The following is a 19,845-nucleotide window of genomic DNA, read 5'->3' on the forward strand; positions in this document are numbered from 1 at the left end:
TGGTCCGTTTTGCATGCGACAGAATTTAGTTTTGTTCTCCTACTTACTTCGAAAATTATTGTGCCTCCCTGGGAGGTTCAAAGCGGCCAGAGGCCGCGGAATAGGAGTCACGAGCGAGAACTCTCGCGCCATGGGTAATGTTTAATTTCTAATTTCTAATTTTTAATTTTTAATTCGGCACCGCCGTACCGTCCTCCATGCAGTTTATCCGAAGCCTTTACTTTACCAACCGTCTGTATTGGAGCCTGGCCGCGACAGTGTGCCTGTTTGTGCTTTCCTTTTTTCTGCCGCTGCTGCTGGTGCTGGCTAAAATGGCCTTTTGGGTGCTGCTGGGATTAATTATGCTCGACCTGCTCCTGCTTTACCGGACCAGGGAAGGAGTGTTTGCCAGCCGCAGTATGCAGGAAAAATTATCGAACGGCAGCGACAACGACATTTACCTGTACCTGGAGAACAAGTACCACTTTGCCTTAAAGGCCGAGGTGATCGATGAGCTCCCCTTCCAGTTCCAGCACCGCAACAACCTGTTCCGGGCTCACATCCCGAAGGGGCGCACGCATATAATCCAGTACACCGTCAGGCCAACCAGGCGGGGCAGTTATAACTTTGGTGCCATTAATGTGTACGCCATGGGGCTGCTGCAGCTCCTAAAACGTCGCTACCGCTTTGCACAGGACCAGGAGGTGCCGGTGTACCCTTCTTTTATCCAGATGAGGCAGTATGAGCTGCTGGCAGTTTCTAACAGGCTGCACGAAGTAGGTGTGAAACGGGTAAGGCGCATCGGGCACAGTTCAGAGTTTGAGCAGATCCGCCCCTACGTAGCCGGTGACGACCAGCGCACGATCAACTGGAAAGCATCGGCACGCCGGCCGGAGCTGATGGTAAACAGCTACCAGGACGAAAAGTCGCAGCAGGTATACTGCCTGATCGACAAAGGCCGCGTGATGCAAATGCCTTTTGCCGGCCTGAGCCTGCTGGATTATGCCATCAATGCCTCGCTGGTCATTGCTAATATTGCCCTCAAAAAGCAGGACAAGGCGGGCATTATCACCTTCTCCAACACCATCAGCCATGTGCTGCCGGCCCAGCGCAAACCCGACCAGATACGGCGCATTATGGAGTTGCTCTACAACCAGAAAACAAGGTACCAGGAAACGGACTATGAGCGACTCTACATTACAATTCGCCAGAAGCTGACGCAGCGCAGCCTGTTGCTGCTGTTCACCAACTTCGAGACGCTGAACGGCTGCAAACGCCAGCTGCCTTACCTGCGCGCCCTGGCACGCCACCACCTGCTGGTAGTCGTCTTTTTTGAGAACACAGAGCTGCAGGCCCTGCTGCACAAGCAGGCCACCAATACGCAGGGGGTTTATACCAAAGCCATCGCCCAGAAATTTGATTATGAGAAGCGCCAGATCGTGAAGGAACTGCAGCAACACGGCATTCTGAGCATTCTCACGCCACCGGAACACCTCACCATCAACACCATTAACAAGTACCTCGACCTAAAGGCACGCGGCATGATCTGACAGCGAATGTAGCTTCTCCGCAGAAAGAAAGAAAGAAAGAAAGAAAGAAAGAAAGAAATTAAGGTGATGATCAAAGGTACGTAGCAGCAGAGCCTCAGGAGGGGCATTTTCATTCAAATAATTACTGAGTTTTATCTGCTGATTGTTGGTTTTATGGCTTGATGGGCAACAGGAATTTTCATGAGAAGTGCCCCCGCCGCGAGTTTTCAACTCGCGCCATTTAAAACCACGAGCTGAAAGCTCACGGCAGCAAAAGACTGATTTTTTTCTTAGAGGGCATATCTCTCTCCTAAAAGCTAACCTCTCAAATAATGCTGGCCTCCATTCTGTCAGATCTTTTCAGGATAACAGAAAAGGGAGAACTCCGTTATTAGGAGTTTTTGGTGATTCGGGCTTAACACCGGCATGCCACCAGGCACGAAGGCTGTCACATAGCTTCCCCCAGGTGCTCCTCGTCAGAGAGGGTAGACCTGGTGAGGAGCTCCCGGAGCCGCTCAATATGTACTTTCATTTCTTCGGCCCGTTCTTACTGTAGTGAGATTCATCGCTTGTTGTTCTGATTGCCTTCCGCCTTCGATATGTTCAGCAGGATGTTGCGTCGCTCTTCCAGGGTGCGCATGGCTACCCAAAGCGTTTCTTCCAGGCTGTTCGACATGCCCAGCAGGAGCATATCCTGGGTATAGGCGTGGCCGGAGTGGCATCTGAACCGGGACACGTTCCCGGCCTTGGATACTTCCCATAAGCCGCCTCCGCAGTCCGGGCAACTGTACGGCGACCGCTCCCCCAAATTCTCTAAGTCTTCAATACTCGTCATAGTACTGTTTCTCATGATACGTTCCACAATCTGCACTTCCTGCCATATGTCTGTTGGCACTGCCACACCAGCAGGTACTGGCTTCTGCACAAGCCGGAAAAGTATATCCGCCATCTCATGCAGCGGCACTACATGGTCGGTGCGTACCTGCCGTACCACATCCAGGGGAAGCTGCGGGTACTCGGCATCTGCCGGGTCCTGCACCACCGTCTGCCCACCGCTCCGGGCAATCGACTCCATGCCATCTACCCCATCACTCATAAAGCCCGTTAAGATAACCCCTATCACACCGGCGCTATGATAGCCTGCTGCCGACCGAAAGAGCGGATCTATAGAGGGCCTGAACTGGTTTTCGCGTGGCCCACGCACTATCAGCACCTGCTCTTCGTTGAGGAGCAGGTGCCTGTCGGCCGGGGCCATGTAAATGGTGGCCGGCAGGATCGGGTCCAGATCTTCGGCTATTTTACAGGTTAGTGCGGTATGCTGACTCAGGCGGTTTACCAGGAACTGGGTAGAAGAGTCTGCACTCAGGTGCTGCACCACAAATATGGAGGCTGGGAAATCGGCCGGCAATTTCTCTACCAGCTGGCACAAGGCCTGCATGCCGCCAGCTGATGTCCCGATGACTATAATCCGTTTATTTTCGCGCATATCCACAGCCTTTCTAAAATCACCTTAATCCTTTTACTTAAGCCCCCCTTCGGCCAATGGTTAATGTTAACCAGACTGCCACCCCGAAACAAGTTAAAGTACATACGTACTTATACGTCCTTTGCAGGAGCTTCCCACGTATATGCAGGTACCTATGCTGATACTTCTTGTCGATTTATTTCAACCGGATATAAATTGGTAAATTGGCGAACAATCAGAAACCACTCGAATCAGGGCCATCTGAAAAATATTCCGGGCATGACAAAAGCAGCAAAGAAAGATATTGAGCAGAAGCAGGCATTCACCACAGCCAAGAAGGCCTCCAGTGAGTTTTATATAATAGGAATCGGGGCTTCGGCGGGTGGTTTGCAGGCGCTTGGCTCCTTATTCAACCATGTGCCGCACGATAGCGTGGCGTACGTTATTGTGCAACACCTCTCCTCGGAGCACCGCAGCTTTTTAAAGGAACTTCTAAAGCCACATTCAAAGCTGGAGATACTGGAGGCTCAGCCAAATATGCTCGTTGAGCCAAACAAGGTCTATGTTATTCCCAACAACAAAGAGCTTACCATCAAAAACAACCAGCTGCACCTGGCAGAAAAGTCGTTTCAGGACCGCTCCAAAACGATTGACGTGTTCTTTAAATCATTGGCCGCTGATAAAGAGCAAAGAGCCGTAGGCATCATTCTCTCCGGCACTGGCACCGATGGCACCGAGGGTGTGGTGGCCATAAAAAAGGCGGGCGGCATGGTGATTGTGCAGGACCCCGAAACCGCCAAGTTTGATGGCATGCCACGCAACGCTATCAATACCGGACACGTTGATTTTGTGCTGGAGCCGGCGTTAATGCCGCACGAGATTTTTAACTATGTAAAGGTAACGCCCATTGCCAGCCAGCTAACCGAACTGGTCAACACCGACAACGATTCCTCCTTCTTCCTGATCATGGACATGATCCACGACCGCACCGGCATCGACTTCAGCAACTACAAACGGCCAACCATTATCTTGAGGATCAGCAGGCGCATGGCCACCTGCAATGTAAACACCCTGGTAGACTACCTCGACTACCTGAACCTGCACCCCGAAGAAATTGAGGTCCTGAGCAAAGAGTTCCTGATTGGCGTGACCAGGTTTTTCAGAGATGAGGAAGCCTATAAAATAATAGAACAGCAGGTTATTCCTGCGCTGATTGATGGAAAAAGCAGATCGGAGCAACTGCGCGTATGGGTGGCAGGCTGCTCTACCGGCGAAGAAGCCTATTCCCTGGCCATCCTGATACGGGAGTACCTGGACAAGGCTAAAAAAGAGCTGGAAGTAAAGATTTTTGCCTCTGATATAGACCGTGAGGCCCTGGAGTTTGCCGGCAAAGGCCTGTACCCGCAGCGGAGTGTGAGCGAGGTATCGGAGGAGCGCCTGAGCGAGCACTTTGTGAAGGAGGAAGGCCGGTTTTGGGTGTGCCAGCGGGTCAGGCGCATGGTTATTTTTGCCCCGCACAACGTGGCCAACGATCCGCCCTTCAGAAAAATAGACCTGGTGAGTTGCCGCAACATGCTCATTTACCTCAACCCGCTGCTCCAGAAAAAAGTGATCGACAAGTTCCATTATGCCCTGCGCGTAGGTGGCTACCTGTTTCTGGGGTCCAGCGAAAGTTTGGGAGAGCTGACGAGCTTTCGTGATATAAATAAAAAATGGAAAATATTCAGGAACGATGAGCCTGCCCGCTCACTTGGCATGGAAGCCTTTGCCAGCAACAACCTGAGCAAACGAACCCAGCCCGGAAGCATTCCGGGCTTTACGCGCGACCTGTCGAGCAAACAACTCATGCAACAGAATTTCAATGAGTTGCTGAACCAAACCATGCTGGAAGCCTATGGGGCCGCCGCGCTTTATGTAGATGAGCAATACGAAATACTGCATGGGGTGGGCAGGTTTAAAAGTTACCTGTACTTGCCAGAGCAGAACTTTACGCTTAACCTGCTAAAACTTGTGCCCCCCAGTCTAGCCTCCAGCCTGGGGTCTATGCTTCGCAAGGCGGCCCGCGAAAACCAGATGGTGGAGGCAAACGGGATTCAGGTGCGCAATGGCAACTCCATGCGCTACCTTAATGTGGTGGTGAAGCCGTATACCAGCGACAACAAACTGCACCAGAAGGCGCTGCTGGTTCTCTTAACCGAAGCCAAGGCTCCCATAGAGTTAATGATAAGCCACGAGGCCATCGCTGCCGACAACCACGACGAAAACCGGGTACAGGAGCTCGAAACGGAGCTGCAGCACACCAAAGACGACCTGCAGGCGGTAGTGGAGGAACTGGAAACCTCTTACGAGGAGTTGCAGAGCACCAACGAGGAACTGCAGTCGCTCAATGAGGAGCTGCACACCATCACTACCGAGCACCAGTACAAGATAAAGGCGCTCATGGAGCTCGACGATGACCTGAACAACTACTTCAGGAGCACCGACATCGGCCAGATCTTTGTGGACCGGAAACTGATCATCCGGAAATACACACCCGCCGCTGCCCGCCTTATAAACCTGATCGAAAGCGATATTGGCCGGTCTATTTTCCAGATTTCCAATAACCTGCTGTACGAAGACCTGATAGAAGATCTCCGGCTCGTGATCAGCAACAACAGTACCGTAGAAAAAGAGGTGCAGGACAAACACGGCATGTGGCACCAGATGCGCATTTTGCCTTACATTACCCAAGACCATAAAATAGATGGCGCCATTATTATCTTTATCCAGATAAACGAGATCAAAACCCTGCACCTGATGCAGGCAGGTATCCTGGATAGCTCCCCTAATGCCATTGTAGCCTTAAAATCTGTCCGGAACCGCACGCACGCCATCATCGATTTCAGGTTGTCGGTAGTTAACAAGAGGGCGCAGGAGATGCTGGGGCAGTCAGAAAACACGTTATTGCACTGTTCGCTGCGTAAGGTGTGGCCGTATATTCTGGAGCAGGGCATGTTTGAGAAGTTTGCAGAGGTAGTAGAAACCGGAACACCGCTGGAAGTGGAGCAAATGCAACTCCACAACCAGGACGAGCACTGGCTGCATATCGTCGCCGTAAAATTGGACGACGGGCTGGTGCTCACGCTGCACAACTTAACAGAGCGCAAGCTGTATGAGCAGGAACTGAAAAGGCAGCAGGAAGAGATCCGCAGTCATGCAGAACGCTTCCGTACCTTGCTCGAAGCCGTACCGCATATTACCTGGACCAACCTGCCCGACGGCAAAAATGTTTCGTTTAATGAAGCCTGGCACAATTTCACGGGCCTGAGCCGGGAAGACTCCGAAGGCTGGGGCTGGACCAGGTGCCTGCACCCCGATGATCTGCAATACTTCCTGACAAAGTATAAGGAAGCTCTTCGCACCGGCCAGGTGCTCAATGTGCAGGCCCGCATCCTGTGCAAGGCCGACGGGCTATTCCGCTGCCACCTGATCAAGAATGTACCTATTGATGAAGATGGCCATATAGCTTTATGGATCGGCACCGCCACCGACATTCAGGATTACAAAGACGCAGAAGAGGCCAACATACAACTCCGCCTGTCGCAGCACCGCGAAATACTGAAGGCCGTGCTGCAGGCGCAGGAAGCGGAGCGCAAAAACATTTCGGAGGCCCTGCACAACGGCCTTGGCCAGACGCTGTATGCCACCAAGCTGAACCTGGACCAGCTGAAGCCACAGAGCAGGCAGGAGCAGCAGATTGTTGGCAAAATAGACAGCCTGCTGAAAGAATCTATTCAGGTAACACGCAACATTTCCTTTGGGCTGAACCCATCGGTGCTGAAAGATTTCGGTCTGCAGGCGGCCCTGAAGGAGATTATTTCCCGCCTCAACAGCCCCAAACTTAAAATCAGTCTAAAAGTACAGGGTTTAGACCGCGGGATAGACAGCTTTATTGAGCTCTCGCTGTACAGAATAACCCAGGAGTTGCTGAATAACATCATAAAACACTCTCAGGCCACCAAAGCTTCTGTAGAACTGATCCGCAAGCATAAACAGATTAAGCTTACCGTGCAGGACAACGGCATTGGTCTCAACAAAGAAGAGCTGAAAAGCATGAAAGGCATAGGCCTGCGGAGCATACAGCACCGCCTTGAGCTACTGGGCGGGGAACTCGAAATTGATGCTGAAGTGGGAAAAGGCGCAGTCTTTAGGATTACCTGCTACATGTAGAAACCAGCAACAGCAGAGCAAAATAACTCTGGAGGGGCATTTTGGGCTGCTGCTCAAGGCATAGAACCAGCTCACTTACTACCATAGACGGCGCGCACAGCAAACCTGGCCAGGAAGCCTGCAGCAAGCAGCACCAGGCCGCCAAAAATGGTAGCGGCAGGCAGGGCGAGCGCCATGGCCATACAACCAGCCAGACCCAGCACCGGAATAAGCCGGCTATAAATCTGCTCGCTTGCCGGTTGTTTTAGAGCAGCTATATTCGTGATGCTGTAGTAAAGCAGAATCGTAAAAGTGGCCGCCCGCAAAATAAACTCCAGAGAGCCTAGCACCGTCAGCGCCAAAATGATGAGGCCCGTGAGCAAAATACCGACATGCGGAACTCTGTGGTTCTTGTGGATTTTCTGAAAAACCGGCGGCAGGTCATGCCTTCGCCCCATGGCCAGCAGCATTCTGCTAATACCCAGTATCTGGCTCAGCAACACACCCAGCATGGCGGCGGAAGCGCCATGCGTAACAACAGTACCGAGAGCAGGCGAAACCAGCGCCTCCGCCACCTCCTGCAAAGGCGAATTGCTGGCAGCCATCCGGTCTGCGCCCACCACTCCTACCGCCACCACAGCCACCGCCGTGTAGAGCAGGATGGCCGTGGCAATGGTAATGACCACAGCTCTCGGAATCGTTTTTGCAGGTTCCTTCACTTCTTCGGCCAACGTGGCGATGCGGGCATACCCCGTGAAAGCGAAAAAAAGCAGTGCGGCAGACTCCGCTATGCCGGCAACTCCAAACGGAGCGAAAGGCTTAAAATTAGCGGCGTCTATGGCAGGCAGGCCGCTAACGATCAGGTACAGCAGCGAGACCAGGGTAAAAAACACAATGGCCAGGTTCAGCATGCCTGCTTTTTTGATGCCAACGTAATTGGCAGCAGTTAACAGCATAACTGCACTTACTGAAAGAAGGCCCGGAGACCCCACCGGCACTACCTGATAAAAGTAATTCCCGAAGCCCATCGCCACTACCCCTGCGGCAGAGAGTTTGCTGATCAGGAACATCCATCCGGCCGAAAAACCAAGGGCCGGGTTTAGCAGACGGTACCCGTACTCATAAGTTCCCCCGGATTGCGGATACACGGCAGCCAACTGGGCAGAACAAAGTCCGTTAAACGCCGCAATGCAGCCGGCCACCAGCAGCCCAATGATAAAGGCAGGGCCGGCCACGCCTGCCGCCACGCCTGTCACTACAAAAATACCTGCGCCAATAATGGCACCCAGCCCCACGCCTACTGCGTCTTTCAGGGTAAGCGCGCGCAACAGCGCAGGTTCCTTTTCTTCTTGTTTTTTCATACAAACAGCTTAAGCCTTCAGCTAGCTAAAATCCTGTCGGCCGACCACCTGCCGCCGCCTTTTATTAGCAGAAAAATGCTGCCCAGCAGCATAGACCAATCCGTTCTGGTGCCGTGCAGCATGGCCCAGAAACCATCGTGCTGGAGCACTTCTGTTTTGGTTGTGGCCACTGCCACCAGCATAATTATTATCAGGGGCACACTTGCCAGCCTGGTCAGCAGCCCCAGCAGGATCAGGGTGCCGCAGGCAATTTCGAAGCTGCCTACAAAGCTTCCCAGAAAATCGGGGTTTGGAAGCCCTATTTCCTCAAAACGCCCAGCCCCCCTGGCAGCAGGAAAAAGAAATTTCTGAATTCCTTCCGACAAGAAAACCGCCCCAACCATGAGCCGGATCAGGATGGTAGTGCTGGCATTATCGGTTCGTAGTGTTTTCAGGAGCATCGGCTGGTCTTATAAGTGATGATCTTTTGGGAGGTCTTAGGCTAAAGTAGTCGCCACCTGGCTGTAAAAGTATAGAAGAATAGGTAAGTCGCAATACAATTACAGGATTATTCAACTTAGATTCAGAGGCGTGCTTTCTGCCGGTAATCCCTCCGGCCGCAGACACTTTACCTGGCTTACTGCTCCGGAAATAACCCTTGGCAGGGGCTTAGCAAAAGATTTCAGAACAGAAGGGATGGGTAAATTTTGCCATGTGCTGCCATTGTCAGGCCCTCCTTTTTCTAGTGCAAATGCAGGCTTTCATTGGTTCAGAACAACACAGTTCGCAATCCTTTGTTGGCTGCCGGCTACGCCTGGTGGCAATTACTTAAACCGAGACATCTAACAATCGTTTATAAAGGAAATGAATTTGAAACCATAACCTGATAAACGATGGACAGACGAGACAGAGAACACTACGACCGCCACGACTACGGACCTGATTATGATCGGTACGAAGGCTATGACAGGACTGACGACCATTATCACAGCGCACGAAACCTGACCGACACATTTGAGCGGGATTATCAGCGTGAAAGAGGCTATACCGACGATAACCGCCTGCACAGGAACCGCTCCTACCACGAAGGCAGCATGGACAATGATTATGGGGACTACAAGAGAGAAAACCGTGGCTACCAGGGCCAATACGGCGGCAGCCATACAGACCCGGACAGAAGCAGGAACTACTCCGGTAACCATGGCCGAGACAGGTACCCAGAGCAGGGCCGGTTAAACAGGGAAACCGACTGGTACCGCCAAGACCGTGACAGAAGCCGTGACTATGGCAGCACACCACGCAGGTATGCCAGCGGAGACCGCTACGATGCATCAAACAGAAACCAAAGCCGTGGAGATGGGGGCAGGCAGGACTTTTATACGAGAGATAGTGACCGGCACTCCCGCTACAACGACGAAACCTACGATGGAGGCACCAGCTACTCGGGCCGCTACGGAACAAACGAAGGCAACCGATACGGCAGTGGCCGTAGCAACCGCCACGACGACAGCTGGCTCGATGCAGAAAGACGCGGAAGGGATTACTAGTTGCCTTCCGGAAGCTTGCAGACAAACCCAGACAGCCGCTGCATTATGCCAGCGGCTGTCTGGGTTTATGATTCTTCGCTTTTTACAGCAGCCGCTTAATGCGCTTGCTCCTGCAAAGGGCTGTGCCACCAAGGCATATGTGCTCTATAACAGTTACCATCTCGGTTTTGGCTTCAAAGCAGCTAGATTTGCCGGTGAAAGCACACGGCAACGGCAAAATGTAAAGCCGGCAAGGCATTCATTATTTAGGCATACATCAAGGATAAAAATACAGGAAGCAATGAGTCCCATAGCCAGCACCGATAGCCCATGAGCACGCCACAATTTACCAGTTACCGTTTGTCTGATGTTACTTTACACGTGGCAAGCTCAGGAGACAAGGCCGGAGAAACCATCTTGTTTCTGTATGGCTTCCCCGAGTATTGGTACGGCTGGCACAAACAGCTCCACTACTTTGCTGCCCGGGGGTATCACGCCATGGCGCCCGACCAGCGCGGCTACAACCGCAGCAGCAAACCGGAGGCAATAAAAGATTATACCCTTGAAAAACTCGCCGGCGACATGGTGGAGCTCATCAGGAAGCTGGGATCGGATAAGGTGGTGCTGGTGGGGCACGACTGGGGCGGTGTGGTGGCCTGGACGGTGGCCATGCAATTTCCGCACCTGCTGCGCAAACTGGTAATCCTGAACATGCCGCACCCGGCTGTTTTGCTTAAAAACCTCTCTCGGAACCCACGGCAGATGCTCCGGAGCTGGTATACTGCCGCCTTTCAGGTGCCGGTGCTACCCGAATTAGCAGCCAGCGCCCTGGATTATTCCCTGCTGGTCCGATCTATGATAGGATCCGCCAAGCCCGGCACTTTTTCTGAGGCAGATAGAGCAGCCTACAAAGAAGCCTGGCAGCAACCTGGTGCCCTGAGCAGCATGTTCAAGTGGTACAGAGCCTTTAAACACACACAATTAGACCTGCGGAAGACCGTGGAGGTGCCCACCCTGCTGATCTGGGGGAAAAAAGATTTTGCGCTAGGCGCTGAAATGGCAGAACCGAGCATTGCCAGGTGTACTGCCGGGCAATTGGTGTTTCTGGAAGAAGCCACCCACTGGCTGCAGCATGAGCAGCCGGAGGTGGTAAATGAAAAAATTCGTACATTTCTGGCATCCTAACCCGGGCCACACGTTTTAAGTATCAAAAGCATGAATTTAACTGTAGGCTGTAAAGTAGTCTGGACGGAGTCGGTGTATACCCCTTACAAGGAGGGTGAGGTGTCTGACTTTATTGGAGAAAGAACCATAACCGGCAGGATTACGGCAGAAGGCTACGCCAAGAAAACGAATTATCATTTCTTCACCATTCATGTATATGCGGCTGAAGGCGTACAGGCCCACGAGATAGAAGCTAGCAGCAAGATCATCAGGCGTGGCGTAGTACTTTACCCCAAGTGCAGGCTTATCGGCACGCCTGATAATTATGAAGAACTGGTTAAAGAAAAAGCAGCCAGGAAAGAAAACAGCAGCCCGGTTTGCTATGCCCATATAAAAGGTTTGCGGGAGGGGTTTGAGGAATAAGCCCCCATGGTTGCGGCAATACAGACACTGGTATTAGGCACATTCGCTTCCCTCCCATCTACCATGCCGGCACCAGTTGCAGCTCCCTCAGGCAGAAACACCCGCACCGCCAACCAGTTTTGCCGGAACAGATTATTTCAATAAAAAAGGCCCTCCGGAGGCATTTCCCCCTGCTGCTGCTGCATAACATCCATTGGATAGCACGGCAGGATCGTTTCTGATCAGCAATGGCAGGATTAGATCGGACTAAAGCCTAAGCGTAACAATCTCCTCTTCAATGGCCGTGCTCAGCACCATGATCAGGTGCTCGGCGAACGCTGGGTTCTTGATCTGCTTTTCGTGCATCAATGCGGTTACGCCGATCTGTTCCTGTTCTTCTGACAAGAGTATGGTGCCCAGGTAACTCTCGATGCCCAGGATTTGTAACTCCTGGTCTTCCGGAAAACGTTTTGCGACATCGAAAGGATAATAGCAGAATTTTTGGGTAACTGCTTCCTGGCAAGGTGTGCCGCTTAGTGGGTAGGTCATATTCTCCAGCAACTGGCCATCCATCATGAAGACCAGCGTATGCATATGTGTCTTAGAGTCTGACAGCCGCCCGATCACGACATATTTGGCGCCGGTATGGAGGTATAGGAAAGACGCAATTTCATTTAACAGCGCATTATGTCTTGGTTGCTGAGACAATGACAAGGCAGCCTCCAGAACTTCCTCTTCCTCTAGTCCTGGCATGTATTGCCAGTGGTAAACCCTGCTATATTCCATGAGGCAACATAAATAGATGGCACTATTCTACTAAGTTACATATTTTACACCTTGTTATACCGCAGTTCATTCCAAATGTTTGGCCGACAGCCGGTTTTATTTAGAATAGAGCCATTACCCAATAGTTTCCTCCTTAATTGCCTGTGCTAAATGTTGTTGTGCCGCAGCACACATCAGGAGCACCAGGAGCAGAAAAGGTGGCGGGAGGGCTGATTTGATTAGAATAATTTGATTTCGTGGTGAAAACCAACACGCCATCAAGTTATCAATTACCAAGGCCGGCAGCTGCAAAACACCACTGCCAGCGCAAGCGGATAACCCTGCTAGATTTTACCTGGCATCAGCCCGGAGCCCTAACCCGCAGAGGATATGGCAGGCAGGTTTATAGCCCCGGATCATGGAGCAGACCGCCGGAAAAAGAAAAGGCGCGAATGCAATATTCGCGCCTTTGGTATAAGTTACTTGCCTGTGTTATTTTTTAATCAAGCGGCTTGTCCATCTTTTACCTTCTTCTCCCTGAATCACGATAAAGTATAAGCCTGAACTAATATCTGTCAGATCGAACATCTGGTTGGTGATGCCGGTTTTAAGTAGCCTTCCGGTGGCGCTGTAAAGCAAGAAGGCTGTCTCGTTCTTCCAGGTCACCACCACCTGATTGCCGGCAGGGTTTGGATAAGCCATGATAACCAGTTTTTCAGGCTCTGACAGGCTCAAGGGTTCCCCCTGCTCGGTATAGGAAGTGCTCATAAAAAAGAGGTTCGACGTGGCTCCTTTGGTGATCTGGTAAGAACCGGCCGGAATCGTCAGGATTAGTTTTCCTGCCGTGGCGGCATGGTCGGTGCCGTTTATTTTGATGGTACCGTTAAAATCGTTGTTAAACACCAGGGTTAACGTAGCCTCGCCGGTAGTAGTGAAGGAGATATTCGTCGATGACTCTACTTTCAGACACTGCGTTAAGGTCAGGCCATTAAAAGTTACGGTTCCTTTAGAATCTGACAGGTTGCCGGCAATGTTGTAGAACGAGCTGCTTTTGCCTGACAAGGTGAAATTGTGCACCATAGCCTCAGAGACTCCGGCACCATCACCATCACCATCTCCATCTCCGTTGCCGTCTCCGTCTCCATCGCCGTCTCCACCACCAGAAGCCGCTTCTCCGTCGCCCTGAACAGCCACCAGCTTGGTTTTGTAGTTCATCAAGGCCGCTTTTAAGGCCGCGTTTACGTCGTAAGATGTATCATCAACCTCGTTGTTAAATGTCCATTTAAAATCGCCGCCCTTTACACGACCTGCAAACTGCATTACCTTATTCCTGGCTTCTTCCGGGCTATCGGGGTTGTAGGCATACATAACGGAGGCGTTTGTGTCGAAGTTGTTGTAGGTGTTGGAGCCATAGGCCGACACAATGGTGCTGGGAATGGTCTCGTTCCGGTCGGTGGCCACGTACGCATCAAAATCGCGGGTGGAGTTGGGGAACCCTGCCGCGGCGTAGGGCACAAAGCGGCGTTGCCCTGTCATGTGGTTGTTGAAGGCTTTAATAGTGCCGCCGTCTTCTTTAGAGAAGGTGGGCGAATTAGAATAATCGTTTGCCTGTTTGGCCTCATTAAACACATCGGACCCCTGCATGGAGGTCAGCATCGGGTATTTGCAGTTGCGGAAATAGTTGCCTTCCACAAACACCGAAGAGCCCAGCGTGGAGCCTACGCCATACTTCGCTATGCCATCATAGTAGTTGTTGTACACGTGCGCCGAGTAAAACCGGACACGCGGATGGCGGGAGTCGGAATGGTCGTACCAGTTATGATGGTAGGTAATAAACAGCCCTTCGGTGGTGCCTTCGCTCAGGCCCACCAGGTTCGACTTGCCGGCATCCCAGAAGTGGTTGTAGGAGAAGGTCACGTACGTGGAGCGCTTGGCATCCAGGGCCCCGTCGCCTTTGGCCTGGTCGGCATCACTTCCGGCATCGCCATAAAAGAAATCGACATGGTGCACCCAGATGTAGTCGTTGTCCTGCTGCAGGCCAATGTTGTCGCCTTCGTTGCTGTTGCAGTTCATCGTGCCTATGTTACGGACCTCCACATTAGAAGCATTTTTTATCCGGATACCCCAGCCATCTGCCACGGCATCGTCGCCCACGCCTTCCAGGGTAATATAGCTCGCGGCATTATTTTTATTCTCGATCACAATGTCGCCTTTGTCCATATACTCCAGGTCGGTGATTTGCCCCACTAAACGGATGATCAGCGGACGGGCATCTTTTCCTTTCTTAAAACCATCCAGAATAGTTTGCAGGCCCACGCAAGGGTTTGCATTGGCTCCGGCCACATCAAGCGTAACAGTGTTTTTGGTGTTTTCGGTGATGTAGAGAATAACGGCGTCGGCTTTTACAGTACCATCGGCTTTATAGGCACCCGGAACGCGGTTATTGCTGAAAGCAAAGCCGGTACGGTCATGGGCCTGCACCGAAATGGGCGCTGTCTGGGTGGCGGCCGCTTCTGTACCTGCTATCACAGGCACAATTTTGAGGGTATACGTTCCGGCCTTCAGGCCTAACACGTCGGCACGGAAATAAGAGCCGTAACTTCTGATCAGCTGGTCGTCTATTTTCCGGTCGGTAACGCCTTCGCCACTGTAGTAGACGTTGTACTTGTCTGCATTCCCGGCGGGTTGCCACTTTACATACGCCGATTCCAGCCAGCCAGCTGTCTCAGTAATGGTAACAGACTGTGCCCATACAAATAAAGGAGACAGCAACAGGAAAAGAGTAAAAAAATGCTTCATGTGTAAAAGGGGATTAATATGTAAGAAAATAATTGACTCAGCTTCCCCTTGAAAGGAGGTGTGCAATCGATTGCGCTCGTAAATATAGGAAAACAATTGTTTGTTAGTTAATGATTTTTGTCATTTTTTGTAAAAACTTAGGTCTGAGAAGATCTGCAGATCAAAAACAGCCAGTCAGCAGGTTTAGAGCGGCTTTTTGGGGTGAGGAAGCGTTGTCAGAAATCAGCATCGGGTGAGGGCCGGTTCAGCGCCAGGGCTCAGGCAGTATAACCTCCCATACTTGCAGCAACAGCAATAAAGCCTCTGGAGGGGCATTTTGATTAGAATAATTCATGCTTCAACCCTCTTATGTTTGAGAACTTAAGGCTTATGATGTTCAACCGCACCGTCTTGTTGTTAAAAAATCAGCAGATCAGCTGAAATACTCCATCGGCTTGTGTATTTTTACCCCGGACCGCGACTCACCCGGCCCAGAACATAAAACTGTACCAATGGACATACTTGGCATTATTCCGGCACGCTTTGCCTCCACCCGCTTCCCGGGCAAACCTCTTACCGAGATCAAAGGCAAATCCATGATCCAGCGGGTCTATGAGCAGGCCAGCAAGTCGAGCCTGGCCAGGGTGCTGGTGGCCACAGACGATACCCGTATTCTGGAGCATGTGCTGGCTTTTGGCGGAAATGCCGTGATGACGGGCGCGCACCACCAGAGCGGCACCGACCGCTGCTTCGAGGCTTACCAGCTGCAGGACACCCCCTTTAGCTACGTGATCAACATACAGGGCGACGAGCCGTTTATTAAACCAGAGCAGATAGACCTGGTGGCCGCCTGTTTCCGCAAGCCCGCCACGCAACTGGCCACCCTGATCAAGGAAATCAAGAGCCATGAGGAGCTGTTCAATGTAAACTCGCCGAAGGTGGTGGTAAACACCTCTAAAGAAGCCCTTTACTTTAGCCGACAGCCCATTCCGTATTGCCGCAATGTGCCTATCGAGGACTGGCACGAGCAGCACACTTACTACAAGCATATCGGCATCTACGGCTACCGCACCGACATACTGGAGCAGATAACACAGCTGCCGCCATCTGCCCTCGAACTGGCCGAGTCGCTGGAGCAGCTGCGGTGGCTGGAGCACGGCTTCCGGATTACAACGGCCGTTACCACCCTGGAAACCTTCGGGATAGACACGCCGGAGGATCTGCTGAAAGTGCAGGCCGCACTCGCCGAAGACTAGCAGCCACCATACGCATGAAAAACTACTCTCTTCTTCGGTTCGTGAAGCTAAACCTCTACTTTTTCAGCATCTACAGCCTGCTAACGGGGCTGTGGTACGCGGTTACCAACCGGTTTGAAACAGATGCGGCAACTGCCGTGAAGGAGATACTATTTAACGCCGCCATCTTTAGCCTGCTCTTCACGCTGCTGATGCTCGGCTGGTACAGGAGAACCAGACTGATGCTGGCCACCACCAAAACATCTTATGCCGAGCTCCAGAAACGCCTGGCTGCCATAGGCTACGAAAAAGTAAGCCAGCCCAAAAAATCGACAATAGAAGTCTACAAACCCACCCCACCCAAGGCAGCCGCCATGGCCGGCAAGCTGTTCGTGAGCAAGTCGCCCAGCTTTTATATAGTAGAAGGCCCGGCCCGGCTGCTGAAGAAGCTGTAGCACAAGCGATCCCGCAATCAGAAATGTTATGCTATTTTCGTGTACTGCAGCTGTTATTCCTGCTGGTACCAGTAACTAGTTGTAAATCATTGCTGTTGGCTCAAGGGAGACTGGAGATCACCACCAGCAAACTTTCGGATAGAGATATCTGAGAAAGCCTTTGCGTTATGTCGTCCTACATCACCGTGCACTGTTAAAACAGGAATGGCTTCTTATCTGAAGCGATGGTTCTTTCAGCGGACAGAACCGGGGCTGTAAAGACGCTTAATAAGCTTGACCAGAGTATTACGATCAGAGACAGATATGTTAGCAAGCAGCAAAAAAAGGTCTGGAGGGCTTTTTCCATTAGAATAATTGCCCCTTGAAAAGGTTTCACTTGCAGTCCCTCCGCCTTAAACAGGCTGCTCCCTGGCTCAGCCGCCCACTCTTTTAACTTTATAGCCGGCCGCCTGCAGCACCTGCAGGACCTTGTCCCGGAAATCGCCCTGGATCAGGATCTCGCCTTCCTTGGCGCTCCCTCCTACACCGCATTTGTTTTTAAGCAGTTTCCCCAGCTCTTTCAGGTCTTCGTCTTTGCCCACAAAACCGGTTACCAGGGTTACCTGTTTGCCGCCTCTGGATTTTTTGTCGAGCTGCACTTTCAGGTTCTGTTGTTGCGGAGGCAGGGTCTCGCCCACGTGCTCCTGCTCATACTCGTAGTTGAAGTCGGAACTGGTGGAGTAAACCACGCCTTGTCTTCCTTTTTTGTTCTTATCGCTCATGATGTTTTTGCTGGTGTTACTACTTTTAACGATTGCGGAAGCATTTCAATAGTAAAGTCCGATGCTTCTCCCAAATATTCCCCGTCGGCATGGAACATGATTTTGTGCGCTGTGCTTACCTCCAGCCTGTCGGTTTTAAAATACTCGGCCGTGTCGGGGCTCGCCTTCTGTTTAGTGAGCATGCTATAGCTCAGGTTCAAGGCCTTAATTACGTCCAGCCTCCGCACCAGGCACACATCAAACAACCCGTCTTGGATATCGGCAAAGGGGGCAATATAAGCATTGTTGCCGTACTGAGCCGCATTGGCGATAGCCAGCACGTAGCAGTCGGTGTCGATGTTTTTTCCGTTTATACAGATGCTCACCGGCAGATGGTTGTAGTGCAACACTTCTTTCAGCACCAGCTCCACATATGTTTGGAGGCCGCGCTTCTTGTTGCCGGCAAATACGGAGCTGATGTATGCGTCGAAGCCGATGCCGCCAACCGTAAAAAACGGGTGCCCGTTAATACTGCCGCTGTCGATGCTGGTTATGTGGCCTCCGTTAATCACCTCCAGCGCCCCTTTCAGCCCCATGGGCACCAGCAGGTGCCGGGCCAGGCCATTACCGGAGCCCTTCGGAAGCAGGGCAAGGGCAGTATTGGAGTATAGCAGTCCCTGGGCCACCTCATTCATGGTGCCATCGCCCCCTACTGCCACCACGATGGCACAGCCCTCCTGCACCGCCTGCCGCGCCAGGTCAGGGGCATGTCCGGCATACTCCGTAAACACAATGTCGTGGCTGTACTTTTCGTGGTTCAGGAACTCCTGTATCCGGTTCACTACATTCTCGTTGCTGCGCGGCCCCGAGGTAGGATTAACAATAAACCGGATATGAGGCTGTTTCTGGGGCATACTGGTGTTACTTTATTTGGACGACACAGGCATTTTACAAGGCAAATACCCGGCTACAAGACTTCAGGCTTCTTTTATTTCAACAACCTGAAAGCAGCACGTTGCCAGAAGCCAATCCTGTTCAAGTATCTCTAAGGAAGCTTTCATTCTATTTCAGGTATTGAAAACCTTCTTTACCTGCTGCTTTACAGGCACAAAAATAAGTGTTTCCGGGGCATATCAAAAAAGCCCGGCCTGTTTGCACAAACCGGACTTCTTATACGTTTCTTTCTTAAGCAGAAGAACAGAGTTCAGGAATCAGTTCAAAAGCAACCACATCCCGACTTTTATAGAAGCGAAGCTTATTTCTTGTTTTCCAGCTGGAAAGTTAGCACAGGCAGGCTGGTATGGTTCACGAGATCTTCGGCTATGCTACCACGCAGCAGGTGCGCAAAGCCAGTTCTGCCATGGGTAGCCATCATGATCAGGTCGGCGTTTATCTCATTGGCAAAACGCAGGATGCCGTCTTCTTCGTTGGAGTCGTTAAAAACGCTGAGGGTATAATTCTGCAGGCCGAAGCGGTCAGCCACTGATTGCATCTGCGTCTTCAGGTTCTCATTCGACTCAAAATTGCCGGGGGTGTTGATGTAGACCAGGTGCAGTTTGGCGCGGAAGATCCTCTGAAACTCCTTAAACCGCTCTATGGCCATACCGATTTCTCTTTTAAAGTCAGAAGCCAGCACCACGTCCCTTACTTCAAATTTTTCATGCTGCCGCTTTACCGTCAGAACAGGGCATGAGGCTGCGCGCACTACCTTCTCGGTATTGGAGCCAACCAGAAACTCGCTCATGCCGCTCGCTCCTTTAGAGCCCATTACCACCAGGTCTATTTTGTCTTTCAGGATCACCCGTTTAATCCTGTTGATCACATGGTCTGTATCTACTTCTTCCACTATCTCTACGCCACTGCCCTGCACCGACTGAACCAGGGCACGCATCTGCGCTTTGGTTCTTTCCAGCAACTTCAGGGTAAATATGTAGTCCATATCATTTCTGGTGCTCATGGTGTCGCCGGTGGCACTGAACGATGACGTGCCGTATGGCATCTCAAGCACATGTAATAGTTTGATGGCGGCACCTGTTTGCTGGGCAATGGAGATGGCTACCTCAAAGGCATTTTGCGCCTGAGCAGAAAAATCAGTGGGTACAAGAATCCTTCTCATGTTAATTAGTTGGTTTAGTAATAGTGGCAAAAAGCAGAAGCCCGCACAGGCTTCAGAAATGGCTCAATATATGGCTTAAAGCTGCCTTTCGAGCTTTGACAGCCTGTAAAGTATTAAAGCCCACCTTTCGGTGAGCTTTAAGGCTATACGTATAAAATGGCAG

At 51.6% G+C, this 19,845-nt stretch carries 15 protein-coding genes; 7 read left to right on the plus strand and 8 right to left on the minus strand.

Annotated features, from left to right (window positions below; translation table 11 throughout):
• Positions 1-197: 197 nt before the first annotated feature.
• Positions 198-1,529, plus strand: a complete 1,332-nt coding sequence (locus FJM74_RS20895; RefSeq protein WP_187264592.1) for a DUF58 domain-containing protein — start codon at positions 198-200, stop codon at positions 1,527-1,529.
• Between the two features lie 541 nt (positions 1,530-2,070).
• On the opposite strand, the gene FJM74_RS20900 is transcribed toward FJM74_RS20895, so the two are convergent.
• Positions 2,071-2,994 carry a chemotaxis protein CheB gene (locus FJM74_RS20900; protein WP_187264593.1) on the minus strand — a complete coding sequence of 308 codons (924 nt, stop codon included), beginning with the start codon at positions 2,992-2,994 and terminating at the stop codon, positions 2,071-2,073.
• A 258-nt stretch (positions 2,995-3,252) separates the two neighbouring features.
• Between FJM74_RS20900 and FJM74_RS20905 the strand changes: the two genes are divergently transcribed.
• A complete protein-coding gene (locus FJM74_RS20905) occupies positions 3,253-7,182 on the plus strand; it encodes a chemotaxis protein CheB (RefSeq protein WP_187264594.1) in 3,930 nt (1,309 codons plus the stop codon).
• Positions 7,183-7,253: 71 nt separating this feature from the next.
• On the opposite strand, the gene FJM74_RS20910 is transcribed toward FJM74_RS20905, so the two are convergent.
• Together FJM74_RS20910 and FJM74_RS20915 are read right to left on the minus strand one after the other, a co-directional pair.
• Positions 7,254-8,522 (minus strand): APC family permease, encoded by a 1,269-nt coding sequence (locus tag FJM74_RS20910; RefSeq protein WP_187264595.1) that lies wholly within the window; start codon positions 8,520-8,522, stop codon positions 7,254-7,256.
• A 17-nt stretch (positions 8,523-8,539) separates the two neighbouring features.
• Positions 8,540-8,962: a DoxX family protein gene (locus tag FJM74_RS20915; RefSeq protein ID WP_187264596.1), complete on the minus strand. Its 423-nt coding sequence runs from the start codon at positions 8,960-8,962 to the stop codon at positions 8,540-8,542.
• A gap of 432 nt (positions 8,963-9,394) precedes the next feature.
• Between FJM74_RS20915 and FJM74_RS20920 the strand changes: the two genes are divergently transcribed.
• The 3 genes from FJM74_RS20920 to FJM74_RS20930 all read left to right on the plus strand — a co-directional run bounded on the left by FJM74_RS20920 (position 9,395) and on the right by FJM74_RS20930 (position 11,614).
• Complete coding sequence (locus tag FJM74_RS20920; protein WP_187264597.1) at positions 9,395-10,048, plus strand: hypothetical protein; 654 nt, start codon at positions 9,395-9,397, stop codon at positions 10,046-10,048.
• Between the two features lie 309 nt (positions 10,049-10,357).
• Positions 10,358-11,212 (plus strand): alpha/beta fold hydrolase, encoded by an 855-nt coding sequence (locus FJM74_RS20925; protein WP_187264598.1) that lies wholly within the window; start codon positions 10,358-10,360, stop codon positions 11,210-11,212.
• A gap of 30 nt (positions 11,213-11,242) precedes the next feature.
• Entirely contained in the window at positions 11,243-11,614 is a 372-nt protein-coding gene (locus tag FJM74_RS20930) for a hypothetical protein (RefSeq protein WP_187264599.1), read from the plus strand.
• Positions 11,615-11,860: 246 nt separating this feature from the next.
• On the opposite strand, the gene FJM74_RS20935 is transcribed toward FJM74_RS20930, so the two are convergent.
• Together FJM74_RS20935 and FJM74_RS20940 are read right to left on the minus strand one after the other, a co-directional pair.
• On the minus strand, positions 11,861-12,346 hold the full coding sequence (locus FJM74_RS20935; protein WP_187264600.1) for a hypothetical protein: 486 nt from the start codon (positions 12,344-12,346) through the stop codon (positions 11,861-11,863).
• A 504-nt stretch (positions 12,347-12,850) separates the two neighbouring features.
• Positions 12,851-15,157 carry a pectate lyase family protein gene (locus FJM74_RS20940; RefSeq protein WP_187264601.1) on the minus strand — a complete coding sequence of 769 codons (2,307 nt, stop codon included), beginning with the start codon at positions 15,155-15,157 and terminating at the stop codon, positions 12,851-12,853.
• A 491-nt stretch (positions 15,158-15,648) separates the two neighbouring features.
• Between FJM74_RS20940 and kdsB the strand changes: the two genes are divergently transcribed.
• Both kdsB and FJM74_RS20950 read left to right on the plus strand, forming a co-directional pair.
• The gene (gene kdsB, locus FJM74_RS20945; RefSeq protein ID WP_187264602.1) at positions 15,649-16,392 is read left to right on the plus strand and encodes a 3-deoxy-manno-octulosonate cytidylyltransferase; all 744 of its coding nucleotides are present in this window, start codon (positions 15,649-15,651) and stop codon (positions 16,390-16,392) included.
• Between the two features lie 14 nt (positions 16,393-16,406).
• The gene (locus FJM74_RS20950; protein WP_187264603.1) at positions 16,407-16,826 is read left to right on the plus strand and encodes a hypothetical protein; all 420 of its coding nucleotides are present in this window, start codon (positions 16,407-16,409) and stop codon (positions 16,824-16,826) included.
• Between the two features lie 413 nt (positions 16,827-17,239).
• Here FJM74_RS20950 and FJM74_RS20955 read toward each other — a convergent pair whose 3' ends face one another.
• The 3 genes from FJM74_RS20955 to FJM74_RS20965 form a co-directional block, all read right to left on the minus strand.
• Positions 17,240-17,587 carry a translation initiation factor gene (locus FJM74_RS20955; RefSeq protein WP_187264604.1) on the minus strand — a complete coding sequence of 116 codons (348 nt, stop codon included), beginning with the start codon at positions 17,585-17,587 and terminating at the stop codon, positions 17,240-17,242.
• Positions 17,584-18,480 (minus strand): diacylglycerol/lipid kinase family protein, encoded by an 897-nt coding sequence (locus tag FJM74_RS20960; protein WP_187264605.1) that lies wholly within the window; start codon positions 18,478-18,480, stop codon positions 17,584-17,586. Before FJM74_RS20960 ends, FJM74_RS20955 begins: the two co-directional genes overlap by 4 nt.
• Positions 18,481-18,821: 341 nt before the next feature.
• Positions 18,822-19,682, minus strand: coding sequence for a universal stress protein (locus FJM74_RS20965; protein WP_187264606.1), 861 nt, complete (start codon positions 19,680-19,682; stop codon positions 18,822-18,824).
• Positions 19,683-19,845 lie beyond the last annotated feature (163 nt).

The sequence above is a fragment of the Pontibacter beigongshangensis genome, assembly GCF_014332515.1.
Taxonomy (GTDB): Bacteria; Bacteroidota; Bacteroidia; order Cytophagales; family Hymenobacteraceae; genus Pontibacter; species Pontibacter beigongshangensis.